This is a genomic window from Bradyrhizobium sp. 482_C4_N1_8 (assembly GCF_052075965.1).
GTDB classification, from domain to species: domain Bacteria; phylum Pseudomonadota; class Alphaproteobacteria; order Rhizobiales; family Xanthobacteraceae; genus Bradyrhizobium; species Bradyrhizobium barranii.
On sequence record NZ_CP197231.1, the window covers coordinates 1,039,767 to 1,054,645 of the forward strand.

Sequence of the window (14,879 nt, forward strand, 5' to 3'; positions counted from 1 at the left end):
CGTCCTTCTCCCCGCAGCCTAGTTTACGCCGCTGGAGGCACCGAGATCTTGACCGAGGGGCGCTCCAGCATCTTCTGGTGGAAGGCGTCGAGTTTCGGATAGGCCTTGCGCCAGCCGCAATCGGCGAAGCGGAAGTCGGCATAGCCGAGCACGCAGACGAGGCCGATCTGCGAGATGTCGAACGGGCCGTTCAAAACTTCGGGCATGTTCTCGAAGCGCGCCATGCCGGTCCAGGCCCGGTTCCAATGGTCGTCCGACCATGCCTGCCATTGCAGGCCCTGCGGCCGCACCATCTTCTCGTAGCGGCACAGCAGCATGGAATCGAGCATGCCGTTGATCAGGGAGTGATCGGTCTTGGCCTTCCAGCGCCGCGGGCCGTAATCGGGGATCAGGCTGCCGCCGGCCATCTCGTTGAGATATTCGACGATCACGTAGGAATCCAGAATGACGTCGCCGTCATTGGTGATCAGCACCGGCAGCTTCTTCAGCGGCGTGATGCGCGAATAATCCTCATTGACCGTGCCCGGCGCGACGGTCGCGGGCGTGAGCTCGATCTTGTCGATCAGCCCGAGCTCGATCGCGGCGATACGCACCTTGCGGGCGAAGGGCGAGGCGGCAGAGAAGGAGAGTTTCATGGGAAAATGTCCTACGCGGTGACCGGCAGTTGGTTATCGTCATTGCGAGCGAAGCGAAGCAATCCAGCCTGTCTCCGTGGAAATAGTCTGGATTGCTTCGTCGCTTCGCTCCTCGCAATGACGGGGAGAGGGCGGAGGCCTTACGCCGCCACAATCTCCTGGCGCTGCTCGCCGAGGCCTTCGATGCCGAGCGTGACGACATCGCCGACATTGAGGAAGGTCGGCGGCTTCATGCCGAGACCGACGCCGGGCGGGGTGCCGGTGGTGATGATGTCGCCCGGCAGCAAGGTCATGAACTGTGACACGTAGGAGACGCATTTGGCCATGGAGAAGATCATGGTCTGGGTCGAGCCGGTCTGGCGGCGCTGGCCGTTGACGTCGAGCCACATCGACAGGTTCTGCACGTCCTTGATCTCGTCCTTGGTGGCGAGCCACGGGCCGACCGGGCCGAAGGTGTCGTGCGACTTGCCCTTGGTCCACTGGCCCAGGCGCTCGGTCTGGAAGGCGCGCTCGGAGACGTCGTTGCAGACGCAATAGCCGGCGACGTAGTTCAGCGCATCGGCTTCCGAGACATACTTGGCGCGGGTGCCGATGATGGCGGCGATCTCGACTTCCCAGTCGAGCTTGGTCGAGCCGCGCGGCTTTTCGACCGCATCGTTCGGGCCGGACAGCGAGGTGTTGGCCTTCATGAAGATGATCGGCTCGGTCGGGATCGCGGCGCCGGTTTCCTTGGCGTGGTCGCTGTAGTTGAGGCCGATGGCGACGAATTTCGAGATGCCGGTGACGGGCGCGCCGAAGCGCGGCTTGCCGGAGACGGCGGGCAGGGAGGCCGGGTCAAGGCCCGCCAGCTTCTTCAGGGATTCCGGCGAATAGGCCTCGCCGGTCAGGTCCTTCACATGCGCCGACAGGTCGCGCAATTGGCCGGATTTGTCGATCAGGCCGGGCTTTTCCACACCCTTTTCGCCATAACGAACAAGCTTCATTCTCGTTTCTCCCTGGAGATGGAACGATCGGTTAAATAGCTTCATGGAACAGGGCGGCGGGAAATTCAACCGCTCAAAACGGGGCGCATTGCAGCCCTTCCTTTGTAGGGTGGGCAAAGGCGCGGAGCGCCGTGCCCACCAATTCTTTTTGATGGCCCGGTATGGTGGGCACGCGGAGCCTGTCATCGGGCGCGCATTCGCGCGACCCGGTGGCTTTGCCCACCCTACGATTGCAGCGCCACAAATTTGAACGCATCCCCGTCCCGCTTGATGTGCCCGGCCGAGAAATGGCCGCCGATCACCAGCGTCGGGGTATCGGCAAAGCGCGAGAACACCTTGTGCCGCGACGCGGCCGATTGGGCGGTATCGGTGTCGACGACCGAGCACCAGTCGAGATGCGCCATCTGGCAGGGGTGATGGGCGACGTCGCCGCTGAGCAACCCTTGTTCGCCGCCGGACTCGATCAGGACGCTCATATGCCCGGGGCTGTGGCCGGGGGTCGGGATCACGCTGATCTCCTCGCAGAGCCGGTGATCGCTCGGGATCAACTCGGCCAGGCCCGCATCGACGACCGGCTTCACGGAATCGTTGAACACCGCGACCTTGTCCGGCTCGGCCGTATAGTCGCGCCAATATTCATACTCGGTCTTGCCGAACAGGTAGCGCGCCCTGGGGAAAGTCGGCACCCATTTGCCATCGACGAGCTTTGTATTCCAGCCGACATGGTCGACATGCAAATGCGTGCACAGCACGGTGTCGATGCTGTCAGGGGGAAAGCCCGCCGCCGTCATGGTCTCCAGAAACGGCGTGCTGCGGTTATTCCAGACCGGGACACCGCGGCCCTGCTTGTCGTTGCCAAGGCCAGTGTCGACCACGATGCGGCGCGTCGGCGTCTCCACCACCAGCGAGTGGATCGACATTTTCAGCCGGCCCTCCTCGGTGGCGAAATGCGGGATCAGCCAAGGCAGCTTCTGGATCTCGTCATTGGTCGCGGCCGGCAGGATGAAGCGGGTCGAGCCGACCGTCTCCATTTCCACGATCTTGGTGATTTTGACCTTGCCCACGGTCCACGGCATGCGGCGATCCCAATTTTCTTGCTTTCGCGAAAGATGCGGCCTTCCGCCGTCGAACGCAATGGATCATCTGTCGCGATGTTGCGTTATCGGGGGAACCCCGAGACAGCCAGAGAGAGCGACGATGCCAGAGCTTGCCATTTCCGCCGAGAAGGTCGCCTTCATCATCGAGAAGGCCCGCGAATTCGACGTCAAGGAGGCGGCGTCCGACCCCGACTCGGGGTCCAATCCCTCTGATGATGACGAGATCGACGTGCTCGAGGACACCAATTCCGACCCGGTCGCAGCCGAACTGTCCGGTTTCATCCGCGCGCTGAACGAGGACGAGCAGCTCGACCTCGTCACGCTGATGTGGCTTGGCCGCGGCGATGGCGAAGTGGAGGAGTGGGACGATCTGCGTGCCCGCGCCGCCGAGGCGCGCGGTGAATACAAGAACCCGCGTCGCGAAACGGTGCAATACCTGCTGGGTGAGCCGATGCTGGGCGATCTGCTCGCCGATGGCATGGACGAGCTCGGCATCGACTGGACCGACGAGCGGACCACGCCGGTATCCTAAGTCGTCACCGCGCGCAGTCGACGATCACGGTGCCGAGCTTGTCACCCTTCTCGACCGCGAGATGCGCCTGCGCAGTATCCGACAGCGCGAACTGCGCCGCGACGTTGTGAATGCGCGGCCCTGCCGCCAGCCATTTCGTGATATCGGCCTGGGCCGCCGCAAGCAGCGCGGGCGGTAGCGCGAACAAGACGAGCGAGCGGAGCGTGATGCACTTCTCCATCAGTTCGCGCATCGGCACCGTGGGTGTGCGGTTGCCGTTGGTGGCGTAGACGGCGATCGTCGAATTGAGCGCCATCAGCTTCAACGTCGTCGCGACGTTGCCGCCGAAATCGACATCGGCCACGCGATCGACACCACGTCCGCCGGTGAACGCCATAGCCTTGGCGACGACGTCCTCGTCCCTGTAATTGACCACGAGATCGGCGCCCGCGCGCCGGGCTTGCTCGCCCTTCATCGCCGAGCTGACTGTCGCGATCACCTGCGCGCCGCCCCATTTGGCGAGCTGCACGGCATAATGGCCAACCGCGCCGGCGCCGCCGGTGACAAGCACGGTCTTGCCGACGATCGGCCCATCCGCAAACAGGCTGCACCATGCGGTCATCGCGGGGATGCCGAGCGTTGCGCCTTCCGCAAAGGAAAGATGATCCGGCAGCGGCGTCACCAGCTGCTCGGCGAGCGCGATATATTCGGCCGCCGTGCCGAAGGCGCGGCCGTTGCGCTGGCCGTTGAACAGCCAGACCCGGTCGCCGACCCTGAAGCGCGTTACGCCGTCGCCGATCTGGTCGACGAAACCCGCGCCGTCGCTGTTCGGAATGAGGCGCGAAAATTCCATCGCGCGATAGCTGCCGCCGCGCCGGCCGACATCGGCCGGATTGACGCCGGAGGCCTCCAGGCGAATGCGAACTTCGCCTGGGCCAGCGACCGGCGTCGCCATCTCACCATAGGTGAGGACATCCGCCGCCGGTCCTGTTTGCTCGTACCAGACTGCTCTCACAGCGTTCCGGGGAAGGCGCCGCCGTCGAGCAAGATGTTCTGGCCCGTGATGAAGCCGGCCTTGGCGCCGCAGAGGAAGGCGCAGGCATAGCCGAACTCGTCGGGCTGGCCGAAGCGGCCGGCGGGGTTGAGCTTGGCGCGCTCGGCCAGGATCTGCTCCGGCGTCGTGCCGCGCTTGTCGGCCTCGGCCTTTGCGGTGCCGGTCAAGCGGTCGGTCTCGAACGGGCCCGGCAACAGGCCGTTGATGGTGACGTTGTTGATCACGGTCTTGCGCGACAGGCCGGCGATGAAGCCGGTGAGGCCGGCGCGCGCGCCGTTGGAGAGACCGAGGATGTCGATCGGCGCCTTCACCGCCGCCGAGGTGATGTTGACGATGCGGCCGAACTTGCGCGCCATCATGCCGTCGACGGTCGACTTGATCAGCTCGATGGGCGTGAGCATGTTGGCGTCGATCGCCTTGATCCAGTCGTCGCGGGTCCAGTTGCGGAAATCGCCGGGCGGCGGGCCGCCGGCATTGTTGATCAAGATGTCCGGCTCTGGGCAGGCCTTCAGCACGGCCTCGCGGCCGGCAGGCGTCGTGATGTCGCCGACGATTTCGGTGACCTTCACGCCCGGATAGGCCTTGCGGATGTCGTCGGCCGTCTTCTTCAGGGCTTCGGCGCCGCGCGCGGTCAGCGTGATGTCAACGCCGGCTTCCGCCAGCGAGATGGCGCAGGCGCGGCCGAGGCCCTTGCTGGATGCGCAGACGATGGCGCGGCGACCTTTGATCCCAAGATCCACTGTTTCACTCCCGTAATGTCAGGCAGGTTTTAGACGGGCCGCACTCTAGCCAATCGTGGCGCCGCTGATAAGGGAGGGGGCCGCGTCAAAATGCATGGCGCGGTCGCGCGGCGATGCAAATGTGCGGGCATGATCCCGAAAAGTGTGCAGCGGTTTTCCGAAAAGATCATGCCCAGACAATAAGCTAGATGCGCCGTTCCTGCTTGAGGCGGTCGATCGCGGCCGCGGCCTCCGGCGGCAATGTCTTGAAGCCCATCTTGCCGGCCGCCGAGAACAGCGGCCGCAGATGCGAACCGGCGAGGAACGGCGGCTGGCGGTTGGCCGGCACGATCTGGTCGAACACCAGCACCAGCGTGGTGGCGACGAGGCCGACCCTGACGGCGCCGAGTGCGGCGCCGGCGAGCCGGTCGCCGATCCCGGCTTCGCGTATCGTGTCGTTCAGCGCGAGGCGGCCGATATAACCAAGGAGCATGCCGACGACCACGAAGATGCCGAAGAACCAGATCCAGTTTTGCAGCAGCGGCGCGTTCGGATTGGTCGCGACCTGCGGCACGATCAACGGCATCAGCGCGACGGCGATGGGAGCGGCCAGGAGATAGGCGAGAATGGTCATTGCGCTGCCGAGCAGGCCGGTCCTGAAACCGAAGCCGATCGCGACGGCGAGTGCCGCATAGACCGCGAGATCGAAACTGTTCATGAGCGTCAGGCCTGCCTCGATGGAACGCTTGCGTCGTTGGAACGAATGAACGCCGGACCGATCATTCCGGTTTCAGATCGTTAAAATCGTCTGTATTGGTGGCTCCAAAGCTCAGGGAAAACACTCAAGGCAAGCGTCATGTCAGACTTATTCGACGTCAGTCAAGAAACCATCCTAGTGACGGGCGCGAGCCAGGGGCTGGGGCGGCAATTTGCCCGGGTTCTGGCGGACCATGGCGCGGCCGTCGCGCTCGCCGCGCGGCAGACCGACAAGCTGAAGAGCCTGGAGGAGGAGATCCGCGGCAAGGGCGGCCGCGCTGCCGCGGTCGCGCTCGACGTCACGGACATGTCATCGATCGCCAAGGCCGTGGATGCCACGGAAGCCGCGCTCGGTCCGATCACGGTGCTGATCAACAATGCCGGCATCGCCATCGAGAAGCTCGCGACCGAGCAGACCGAATCCGATTGGGACGCCGTGATCGGCGCCAATTTGAAAGGCGCTTATTTCCTCGCGACCGAAGTCGCGCGCCGCATGATCGCGCGCAAGCAGGAAGGCAACATCGTCAACATCGCTTCCGTGCTCGGCACCGGTGTGCTGAAGGCGGTGTCGCCCTATGCGATCTCCAAGGCCGGCATCCTCCAGGCGACCAGGGCGATGGCGCTGGAGCTCGCAGGCCAGAACATCCGCGTCAACGCGCTGGCGCCCGGCTATATCGACACGGAAATGAATCACGCCTTCTGGTCGACGCCCGCGGGCGAGCGATTGGCCAAACGCATCCCGCAGCGCCGCGTCGGCGCCGAGTCCGATCTCGATGGCGCGATCCTGCTGCTGGCCTCGAAGGCGTCGCGGTACATGACGGGGAGTGTCATCACCGTCGATGGTGGTTTCCTGCTGAATTGAGCCCCGCCGTCGTCCCGGGGCGCGCGTAGCGCGAGCCCGGGACCCATATCCCCAGGGAGATGTTTGGCGAAGACTCGGAGTTGCCATCTCGCCCCACAACATCTCCCTGTGATTATGGATCCCCTCGGTCGCGGGGACGACGGCGGAGAATTGGGTGGCGGCGTTGCGCTAACTCGCACGCACCTCCGCCCTGATCATATCCGCCGCCTTCTCCCCGATCATGATGGTCGGCGCGTTGGTGTTGCCACCGATCAAGGTCGGCATGATCGAGGCGTCGACGACGCGCAAGCCCTCGATGCCATGCACCTTCAGCTTCGGATCGACCACCGACATCGCATCGGTGCCCATCTTGCAGGTGCCGACGGGGTGATAGACGGTGTCGACGCGATTGCGCAGGATGGCGCGGATGTCGTCGTCCGTTCTCACATCGGACGTGAACATGTCCTTCTTCTGCAACGCGCGCAGCGCGGGCGTCTCCATCAGCCGCCGCGTGGTCTTGAAGCCCGCGACCATCGACTCGAGATCTTCCGCCTCGCCCAGAAAGTTCGGATCGATCATGGGTGCAGCGAGCGGATCGGCGCTTTTCAGCCATACGCTGCCGCGGCTCTTCGGTCTGAGCAGGCAGACATGGCACGAGAAGCCCGCTTCCTTGTGCTTCTTGCGGCCGTGGTCGTCGAGCATCGCGATGACGAAGTGCAGCTGGATGTCTGGCACGGCGAGGTCGGGCCTGGTCTTCAGGAAGCCGCCACACTCGGCGAAATTGGTGGTCATCAGGCCGCGTCGCTCCCGGCGATACCGCTGGATGGCGCGGAGCAGGGATGGCAACCGGCCGAGCGATGAATGAACGAAATGCGGATAGTCGGAGGCGTAGACGAACACGAAATCCGGATGGTCCTGCAGATTGCGCCCGACGCCCGGCAAATGATGTTCGGCGCCAATGCCGTGCGCGGCAAGCGCATCGCCATCGCCGACACCCGACAGCATCAATAGCTGCGGCGACTGGAAGGCGCCGCCGGCGAGGATCACCTCGCGGCGGGCGCGCAGCTGCTTGGTCTGCTTGCCCTGCACATATTCGATGCCGACCGCGCGCCCGCCTTCGAACAGGATCTTCGTGGCCTGCGCCCCGGTCTCGACGCGCAGATTCGCGCGCTTGTCCATGTAGGGCTGCACATAGGCGCGCGCCGCGCTCCAGCGCTCGCCCTTGTGCTGCGTCACCTGGTAGCTGCCGAGCCCTTCATGGTCCTCGGCGTTGAAGTCCTCGCGGATGCGGAACTGCGCCTCGCGCGCGGCCTGGTGGAAGACGTCATGGATCGGATTGTCCGAGCGCAGTCTGTTGACATGCAGCGGGCCGTCCTTGCCGTGATACTCGCCGTCGAAATCGGAATTGTTCTCCGAGCACTTGAAATAGGGCAGCACGTGGGCGTACGACCAGCCGGCATTGCCGAGCGAGGCCCAGTGGTCGTAGTCCGATTTGTGGCCGCGGATGTAGACCATGGCGTTGATCGCCGAGGAGCCGCCGAGGCCTTTGCCGCGCGGTTGATAGCCGATGCGGCCGTTCAATCCCTTCTGCGGCACGGTATCGAAGGCCCAGTTGGCCGCGCTGTATGGCAAAGCGAGCCCGAATGGCGTGGTGATCCGCCAATTGTCGTTCCGTCCGCCGGCATCGAGCAGCGCCACGGATGTCGCCGCATCCTCCGACAGCCGCCCCGCCACCGCGCAGCCGCCGGAGCCCGCGCCCACGACGACGAAGTCGAATGTGTCAGTCACTGATGTTCCCCCCTCTGCATTTTCTTCTCGTCATTGCGAGCGAAGCGAAGCAATCCAGACTGTCCCCGCGGCGGGATTCTGGATTGCTTCGCTTCGCTCGCAATGACTGAAAGCTACGACATGAACCGCATCAACTTCTCCAGCCGCGCGATCTTGCCGCCGTAGGGCGGATAGAGATCGGCGAGGCGGTTGAACTTGGAGCGATAAAACACCGGCTTCAGTTTGCTGAACGTGCGAAAACCCCATTCGCCGTGATAGGCGCCGGTGCCGGACGCGCCGACGCCGCCCATCGGCTGGTTGGCTTGCGCGAAGTGGAACAGGCAGTCGTTGACGGTGACGCCGCCGGAGATCGTGCGCGACAGCACCTCGTCGCGGGCGGCGCGATCCTTGCCGAACCAGTAGAGCGCGAGCGGCCGGTCGCGGGCGTTGACGAAAGCGATCGCCTCCGCCGGATCGCGATAGCCCAGCACCGGCAGAACGGGGCCGAAAATCTCTTCCTGCATCACCGCCATCGCCTCGGTCGCGCCGACGATCAGCGTCGGCGGGAACTTGCGGTGTGCTTTCCAGTTCGGATCGTCCGCTTTCGCCGGTTGCAGGATTTTTGCGCCGCGCTGCGCAGCATCTGCCACGAGTCCTTCAAGCCGCGCATAATGCCGGTCGGAGATGACGGAGGTGTAGTCCTTGTTGGCGGGATCGGTGCCGAACATGCGCCGCATCTGCGCGCGCACTTTTTCGGCGAAGGCCTGCAACGAGCGCTCGGGCACCAGCACATAGTCCGGCGCGATGCAGGTCTGCCCGGCATTGAGCAGCTTTCCGTAGGCAATGCGCTCGGCCGCCTCCTCGAGATCGGCGGAGGCGTCGATGATCGCCGGCGACTTGCCGCCAAGCTCGAGCGTTACGGGCGTGAGATTGCGCCCGGCGGCCTCCGCGACCAGCCGGCCGACCCGGGTCGAGCCGGTGAACACCAGATGATCGAAGGGGAGGTGTGCGAAGGCTTTTGCGATTTCGTCCTCGACGCCTGTCACCAGTAGCTCGGTGGCATCGAATTTCGCGGCCACCGACTCCTTCAGCAGCACTGAGAAGTGCGGCGAGAGTTCGCTCGGCTTGATCATGACACGGTTGCCGGCGGCGATCGCGCCGATCGCGGGCGCAAGCGTGAGCTGGAGCGGATAATTCCAGGGCGCGATGATGCCGACGACGCCGAGCGGCTGCGGGATCAGCCGGTTGCGCGCGGGCAGGAATTGCAGCGCGGTGGCCACTCGCTGCGGCGCCATCCAGCTCTTCAGGTGCTTGGTCGCATGCCGGATCTCGGAGAACACCAGCATCGTCTCGGCAATAGTGGTCTCGACGGCCGAGCGGTGGCCGAAATCGGCCGAGATTGCCTGCCGGAATCGCTCCTCGTTGTCGGCGACCACGGTGCGCAGCCGCGCCAGCCGGTCGAGCCGCTCGGCCAGGTCGGGCGCCGGCTCGGCCCGCGCCCGCGCGACCATGGCCTCGAAGGCATCCTTCAGCGCCGGGAGTGGCGCGCTCGCCAAGGGGCGGTCCAAGGTATGGTCCATGGGTGGTCTCCCCTGAAAACGACGTTTGCCCCCGGTTTTGTTGCCCGCAAGCTGGCCCTTTGTGGAACTTCTGGCAAGAGCGCACCAAACGGGCCGGAAATCGGCCCAACTCACTGTCATAAAGTCGAAAAAAACGTCCCCGCGGCCCTTTCCAAAGGCAGCCCGGGTTGGTACATACGCCTCGCACCCGAGGGGCTTTGCCCCGGGGTTGCCTTCCAAGGAAGCCTTTGGGACGCGAGAGCAAGCCACGCGAATAGCGCCGGCCCTCATTCATCGTCCCCGGCATTTCGGCGAAGGCGCGCAAAGGTTTAACGCGGGGTGGAGCAGCCCGGTAGCTCGTCAGGCTCATAACCTGAAGGTCATAGGTTCAAATCCTATCCCCGCAACCAAGTTCGGACTTTTACCGGTTCCGATACGAAAATGGCCCGCATCACGCGGGCCATTTTTGTTTTGGTGGGGCGGGCGCCTACCGTCTCAGGTCACGACGAGTCCCTCGGTCAGTGCGGCCTTCCTCAGATAGGTAAGCGAACCACGCCGAACTTCGCCGGTTGGGCCGGGCGTCGCGGCAATTGCGATCTCTATTCACCACTCAATTGAGTGCGCCATCACCAGAATTCTCATCAGTGCCTTCCAGGGGACCGGCCGCGAACGGAATGAGCAACAGTCCGAGCAGCGCCACGCAAGCGAGGAGGGCCCAGGCTTCGTTGGCGCTGAGCGCGAACGCGGCCTTTTCGACCATGGGACGCAGATAGGCTTCAACCGTGGCATCGGAGACCTGCGGAGGGCGGTGGGTAAACAGCGTGACGTCAAGCCCGATCGCCTGAGCCGCAGTCACATCGCCCGCAATCAGGCGCTCGCGCAAAGCGTCGGCGTGCCCGCCGGTGCGCCCGTAAAGGATCGTATCGATCAGCGCGATGCCGATTGCGCCCCCAAGGTTTCGCATCAGGTTGAACAGGCCGCTTGCGTCGGGTACCCGTGATGCGGTCAGCGAACCCAACGCCAGCCGGGTCGGAGGCAGCAGGCAAAACATGATCGCAACGCCGCGCAAGACTTGCGGCCAGAACATTTCTTGAAAGTCGGCGACACGGCTCTCGAATGCACTGCAACCCAGCCCGATCGCGAACAGACCAAACCCCGCCGCCGACAACCAGCGGGGATCAAACCTGCTTTCCAGCAGGCCCGCAATCGGCGCGGTGGCAAGCTGCGCAACGCCGGTGACGAGCATGATCGTGCCGATTTCAAATGCGTCATGATGTCGAACATAGGCGAGGAAGACCGGCATGAGATAGACCGAGCCGAACAATCCAACTCCGAGGAAGAAGCTCAATGCGCAACCGATTGCAAACGAGCGCGATCTAAAGGTTGACAGTTCGACCACCGGATGCGCGGCCCTGAGTGTTCGGATGGCGAAGACGGTTGCCGCGGCAGCACTCAAGACGATCAGGATGGAGCAGAATGGAGAAAGCCACCCGCGTTGCGGGCCTTCCTTCAGACCGATCTCCAGGCATGCAAGCGAAACCGCAAGAAGTCCGAGAGACGGCACGTCGAGTGTAGCCAGATCAGAAAGCCGGGGTCGTTCGCGCGGCAGCAGCATTGGCGTGGCGAGTGCGGCGACCACCCCAGGAGCGACATTGATCAGAAACAGCCAATGCCAGGACCAGGTGTCGGTGATCCAGCCACCGACCACCGGCCCGACCGTGGGCGCCAGCACGGCCATGATGCCGGCCATGGTGGTGGCAACGGGATGCAAACGGATCGGAAACAGCAGAAAGACAGCGGAAAAAACCGCCGGAATCAGCACGCCGCCAGCGAAACCCTGAAGCACGCGGAAGCTGACAAGCGTCGTAAAACTGCTGCTGAATGCGCAGCCGATGGAGGCAAGGGTAAAGAGGCTGATCGCAATAACGAACAGCCATCGCAGCGTCAGAACGCGCGTAAGCCACCCGGTCAGTGGAATGGCGATGATCTCGGCGATCAGATACGCGGTTTGAATCCAGCTCATCGCCTCTCGCGATATGGCGAGTGTACTCTGGATCGTGGGTAGCGAAGTGGCGACGACCTGAATGTCGAGGATCGCCATGAACATGCCGAGGCACATCAGGACGAAGCCAAGCCACGTAGCTGCACTCGGCTCGGTAACCCGTTCAGTCATTATGCGCCACGCATAATGTCTCACGGGATGCGGCGAGGGCGAGGTTTTCGGCCCGTATGCGGATCGCGAGAACCGCGGCGTTGAGGATGGTGAAGACGATGGCCAGCAGCGGCAAACCCAGAACCAAAGGGAGCACGGCGATCTCGCCGGCAACCACGGCATAGTTGGGATGCGACAGAAATCGATAGGGTCCCGCTGACACGAGCGGCTGTTCGGGCAGAACAATAATCCGCGTCGTCCATCGTGAGCCGAGCGTCCAGATGATCCAGAAGCGAAGGCACTGAAGGATAAGATAGCCGGCCAGGGCAACGACATTCACCGGTTGGTCGCGGCCGAACACCCACAGCGACAACAGCCAGACGGCATGAACCGTGATGATCAACGGATAATGCCGGGGTGCCACCTCGACGGCGCCGCGGGCCAGGAGCTTTCGAGTGTTCGCGCGCGAAATGACGAGTTCGCCGACGCGCTGCAGCGTGATGGCGCCGAGAATGAGTTCAGCAAACGTCACGCAGTGTGCCGTAGCGTGACACAGCTCGCGGTGAAGCCGGGTCCGAGCGCCGTCAACAGTGAGCGCGCCGGCAGCCCTTTCGCGCGAGCCTGCTCAAGCACGAACAATACAGTGGGTGACGACATGTTACCAAAGTCGGCGATAATCTGTCGTTCATGGGAGAGCGTTCCTTGGTCGAGCGCGAGCGCGCCTTCCAATGCGCAGATAACTTTCGCGCCGCCGGGATGGCAGATGAAGCGGTCAATGTCTTCCACCGAAAGACGCATTCTGGAGAGAATTTCGGTCACGGCGGAGTTGAAATGCCTCGTGACGAAGTCAGGTATGGTGCGGCGAAAGATGACGCCGAATCCTTCCGGATCGACACTCCATCCCATGATGCCAAGCGTATCCGGCCAAAGGTGTTCGCCGGCAGCCTCGATCTGCGTCGCACCGCCATCGCCCGCGCGCAACACGATTGCAGCAGCACCGTCGCCAAACAGGCTGACGGCGACGATGTTGGCTTTGGTAAGTTCGTCCAGGCGAAGTGCGAGTGAGCAGAGCTCGATCGTGACCAGCAGCACGTTGGTGCCAGGGCGCGCTTGGGCGAGGCGCGACGCAATCGATAGACCAGAAACCCCGCCCGCACAGCCAAGACCAAACACCGGTACACGCATCGTATCGGACCGGAAGCCCATCCGGCGAGCAACGCGCGCCTCGAGACTTGGTGTCGCGATTCCCGTGGAAGAGACGGTCACGACAGTGTCGACATCGCCGCCAGCAAGTTGTGCGCTCGCCAGCGCCTTCTCGGCGACATCGACAAATAGCGCTTCAGCTCCCTCGAGAAAGGCCTCGGTGCGTTCGGGCCAGCCTCGTCGTTCGAGATACCAGTCGAACGGCTTGACGCCGTGACGCTTGACTATGCCGGTATTCGAGAAAATGCTTGAGAACCGTTCGAATTCGGGAAAGCGGGCGCCGAAGACATCCCATGCCGCCGTTAGCACGTCCTCTTGCAAAAACACGTGGGGAGGCACCGACGTCGCCAGGGAGACCAGCGCAGCCGGGGGCATCGGGGATCCTGGTGTTGCTGTCATCAGCATAAGAAACATCGGCGCGGTGCAAATATTTCGACGCTTGTAAGAAATGATCTAGCCGGACATGTCACTAAAACTTGAATAGCGTTACGACTTCCCAGGTTTGGATTCGACATGCAGAGGTTGTCACTTCCGCCCAGCGAGGCATTCGAGCGCCATCAGAATCTGACCATGGTCCATCAAACTGTTGCCAACGCGATCGTTGACGCCGTCGCGCACTCCATGAAGCGAGCTGTCCAATGACCGAGGTCGAGCTTGTCAACGTGTTCACCCACACGGGGCGCGGCGGCAACCCCTGTCCAATTGTCATCGATGCATCGAACCTGACTGCTGCAGGGATGCAGTCGGTGGCCCGGCGCTTCGGGCATGAGTCGGGCTTCGTCCTGCCGGCTCCCAGCGGCGACGCCGACTATGCCTTCCGGTTCTGGGTTCCGCGACACGAGATGGAGATGTGCGGTCACGCGACCATCGGCGCGCTCTGGGTCCTCGCGACCAAGGGGCGCTTGCCGGGCGAACAGGTCCGCATCGAGACGCGCAGCGGATCGGTGACGGGTTATGTCGATCGTGTGGACTCGGGCGAACCGTCCGTCGAGATCAGCCAGCCCGTCGGCAAGGTCGTTGATCTCTCGCGTGCCGAAGAGGAGGACGTTCTGTCGACGCTCAAGCTGTCGCGCCGCGATCTGCTGGATATGCCGGTGCAGAACGCCGTCACGTCGCGCGTGAAGACGCTCATCCCGATCAAGGGCGTCCGCGAGCTCAACGAGCTGGTGCCGGACCCGGCGCGGATCGAGGCGTGCTGCGGGCGGATCGGGTCCACCGGACTTTACCCCTACGCCATCGAACATCAGGGCGAACGGCGCTTCGAGGCGCGACAGTTTCCGCAGTCATCAGGCTACCCGGAAGATGCTGCCACCGGCATTGCCGCCGCGGCGCTCGCGTTCGGACTGCTCAAGAACGGCCTGGTCGAGCGCAACAGCGCGCGGATCACCATCATGCAGGGCCGGGCGATGGGGTCGTTGTCCGAGATCCGGGTGCGGCTCGGCTTCGCCGACAGCCGGCCTGTGGGGTGCCTGCTTGGAGGCTCCGTCACGCGCGCGGAGCAACATGTCTTGCAGCCCTAGCAGGTCGGCGCAGAGACGGCGCGCTAGACCTGGGCCTTCAGCGCTGTAGCCAGAAGATCGATCATGGCGCGAACGCCGGGCA

At 63.7% G+C, this 14,879-nt stretch carries 14 protein-coding genes and 1 tRNA gene; 4 read left to right on the forward strand and 11 right to left on the reverse strand.

Features of this window, described 5'->3' with window-relative positions; translation table 11 throughout:
• Window positions 1-23: 23 nt before the first annotated feature.
• From AB7Z56_RS04840 to AB7Z56_RS04850, 3 genes are all read right to left on the reverse strand, one after another.
• Window positions 24-635 carry a glutathione S-transferase family protein gene (locus tag AB7Z56_RS04840; RefSeq protein WP_063980851.1) on the reverse strand — a complete coding sequence of 204 codons (612 nt, stop codon included), beginning with the start codon at window positions 633-635 and terminating at the stop codon, window positions 24-26.
• A 140-nt stretch (window positions 636-775) separates the two neighbouring features.
• A complete protein-coding gene (locus AB7Z56_RS04845; RefSeq protein WP_063980852.1) occupies window positions 776-1,618 on the reverse strand; it encodes a fumarylacetoacetate hydrolase family protein in 843 nt (280 codons plus the stop codon).
• Window positions 1,619-1,842: 224 nt separating this feature from the next.
• A complete protein-coding gene (locus tag AB7Z56_RS04850; protein WP_063980853.1) occupies window positions 1,843-2,694 on the reverse strand; it encodes an MBL fold metallo-hydrolase in 852 nt (283 codons plus the stop codon).
• Between the two features lie 121 nt (window positions 2,695-2,815).
• Between AB7Z56_RS04850 and AB7Z56_RS04855 the strand changes: the two genes are divergently transcribed.
• On the forward strand, window positions 2,816-3,247 hold the full coding sequence (locus AB7Z56_RS04855) for a DUF3775 domain-containing protein (protein ID WP_038933620.1): 432 nt from the start codon (window positions 2,816-2,818) through the stop codon (window positions 3,245-3,247).
• A 4-nt stretch (window positions 3,248-3,251) separates the two neighbouring features.
• On the opposite strand, the gene AB7Z56_RS04860 is transcribed toward AB7Z56_RS04855, so the two are convergent.
• The 3 genes from AB7Z56_RS04860 to AB7Z56_RS04870 form a co-directional block, all read right to left on the reverse strand.
• The gene (locus AB7Z56_RS04860) at window positions 3,252-4,241 is read right to left on the reverse strand and encodes an NADPH:quinone reductase (RefSeq protein WP_283017980.1); all 990 of its coding nucleotides are present in this window, start codon (window positions 4,239-4,241) and stop codon (window positions 3,252-3,254) included.
• Entirely contained in the window at window positions 4,238-5,020 is a 783-nt protein-coding gene (locus AB7Z56_RS04865) for an SDR family oxidoreductase (protein ID WP_231143834.1), read from the reverse strand. The genes AB7Z56_RS04860 and AB7Z56_RS04865 overlap by 4 nt, the downstream gene beginning before the upstream one ends.
• A 184-nt stretch (window positions 5,021-5,204) precedes the next feature.
• On the reverse strand, window positions 5,205-5,717 hold the full coding sequence (locus AB7Z56_RS04870) for a CvpA family protein (RefSeq protein ID WP_028157265.1): 513 nt from the start codon (window positions 5,715-5,717) through the stop codon (window positions 5,205-5,207).
• 138 nt (window positions 5,718-5,855) lie between these two features.
• Between AB7Z56_RS04870 and AB7Z56_RS04875 the strand changes: the two genes are divergently transcribed.
• On the forward strand, window positions 5,856-6,617 hold the full coding sequence (locus AB7Z56_RS04875; RefSeq protein WP_063980856.1) for an SDR family oxidoreductase: 762 nt from the start codon (window positions 5,856-5,858) through the stop codon (window positions 6,615-6,617).
• A gap of 168 nt (window positions 6,618-6,785) precedes the next feature.
• On the opposite strand, the gene AB7Z56_RS04880 is transcribed toward AB7Z56_RS04875, so the two are convergent.
• Window positions 6,786-8,384, reverse strand: a complete 1,599-nt coding sequence (locus AB7Z56_RS04880; protein ID WP_063980857.1) for a GMC family oxidoreductase — start codon at window positions 8,382-8,384, stop codon at window positions 6,786-6,788.
• Window positions 8,385-8,497: 113 nt separating this feature from the next.
• A complete protein-coding gene (locus AB7Z56_RS04885; protein WP_063980858.1) occupies window positions 8,498-9,943 on the reverse strand; it encodes a coniferyl aldehyde dehydrogenase in 1,446 nt (481 codons plus the stop codon).
• Window positions 9,944-10,255: 312 nt separating this feature from the next.
• Between AB7Z56_RS04885 and AB7Z56_RS04890 the strand changes: the two genes are divergently transcribed.
• Window positions 10,256-10,332: transfer RNA gene (locus AB7Z56_RS04890), tRNA-Met, on the forward strand.
• A 200-nt stretch (window positions 10,333-10,532) separates the two neighbouring features.
• On the opposite strand, the gene AB7Z56_RS04895 is transcribed toward AB7Z56_RS04890, so the two are convergent.
• From AB7Z56_RS04895 to AB7Z56_RS04905, 3 genes are read right to left on the reverse strand one after another with little or no spacing between them, the layout of a single operon-like run.
• Window positions 10,533-12,095: a DHA2 family efflux MFS transporter permease subunit gene (locus AB7Z56_RS04895; RefSeq protein ID WP_231143836.1), complete on the reverse strand. Its 1,563-nt coding sequence runs from the start codon at window positions 12,093-12,095 to the stop codon at window positions 10,533-10,535.
• On the reverse strand, window positions 12,088-12,606 hold the full coding sequence (locus AB7Z56_RS04900) for an isoprenylcysteine carboxyl methyltransferase family protein (protein ID WP_063980860.1): 519 nt from the start codon (window positions 12,604-12,606) through the stop codon (window positions 12,088-12,090). Before AB7Z56_RS04900 ends, AB7Z56_RS04895 begins: the two co-directional genes overlap by 8 nt.
• On the reverse strand, window positions 12,603-13,652 hold the full coding sequence (locus AB7Z56_RS04905; RefSeq protein WP_063986063.1) for a type III polyketide synthase: 1,050 nt from the start codon (window positions 13,650-13,652) through the stop codon (window positions 12,603-12,605). The genes AB7Z56_RS04900 and AB7Z56_RS04905 overlap by 4 nt, the downstream gene beginning before the upstream one ends.
• Window positions 13,653-13,915: 263 nt before the next feature.
• Between AB7Z56_RS04905 and AB7Z56_RS04910 the strand changes: the two genes are divergently transcribed.
• Complete coding sequence (locus tag AB7Z56_RS04910; RefSeq protein ID WP_063980861.1) at window positions 13,916-14,797, forward strand: PhzF family phenazine biosynthesis protein; 882 nt, start codon at window positions 13,916-13,918, stop codon at window positions 14,795-14,797.
• The last annotated feature ends 82 nt before the right edge of the window (window positions 14,798-14,879 follow it).

Coding starts and splice junctions, on each gene's coding strand:
- AB7Z56_RS04840 (WP_063980851.1), bottom strand. CDS start 635: ATGAAACTCTCCTTCTCTGCCGCCTCGCCCTTCGCCCGCAAGGTGCGT.
- AB7Z56_RS04845 (WP_063980852.1), bottom strand. CDS start 1,618: ATGAAGCTTGTTCGTTATGGCGAAAAGGGTGTGGAAAAGCCCGGCCTG.
- AB7Z56_RS04850 (WP_063980853.1), bottom strand. CDS start 2,694: ATGCCGTGGACCGTGGGCAAGGTCAAAATCACCAAGATCGTGGAAATG.
- AB7Z56_RS04855 (WP_038933620.1), top strand. CDS start 2,816: ATGCCAGAGCTTGCCATTTCCGCCGAGAAGGTCGCCTTCATCATCGAG.
- AB7Z56_RS04870 (WP_028157265.1), bottom strand. CDS start 5,717: ATGAACAGTTTCGATCTCGCGGTCTATGCGGCACTCGCCGTCGCGATC.
- AB7Z56_RS04875 (WP_063980856.1), top strand. CDS start 5,856: ATGTCAGACTTATTCGACGTCAGTCAAGAAACCATCCTAGTGACGGGC.
- AB7Z56_RS04885 (WP_063980858.1), bottom strand. CDS start 9,943: ATGGACCATACCTTGGACCGCCCCTTGGCGAGCGCGCCACTCCCGGCG.
- AB7Z56_RS04895 (WP_231143836.1), bottom strand. CDS start 12,095: ATGACTGAACGGGTTACCGAGCCGAGTGCAGCTACGTGGCTTGGCTTC.
- AB7Z56_RS04905 (WP_063986063.1), bottom strand. CDS start 13,652: ATGCCCCCGGCTGCGCTGGTCTCCCTGGCGACGTCGGTGCCTCCCCAC.
- AB7Z56_RS04910 (WP_063980861.1), top strand. CDS start 13,916: ATGACCGAGGTCGAGCTTGTCAACGTGTTCACCCACACGGGGCGCGGC.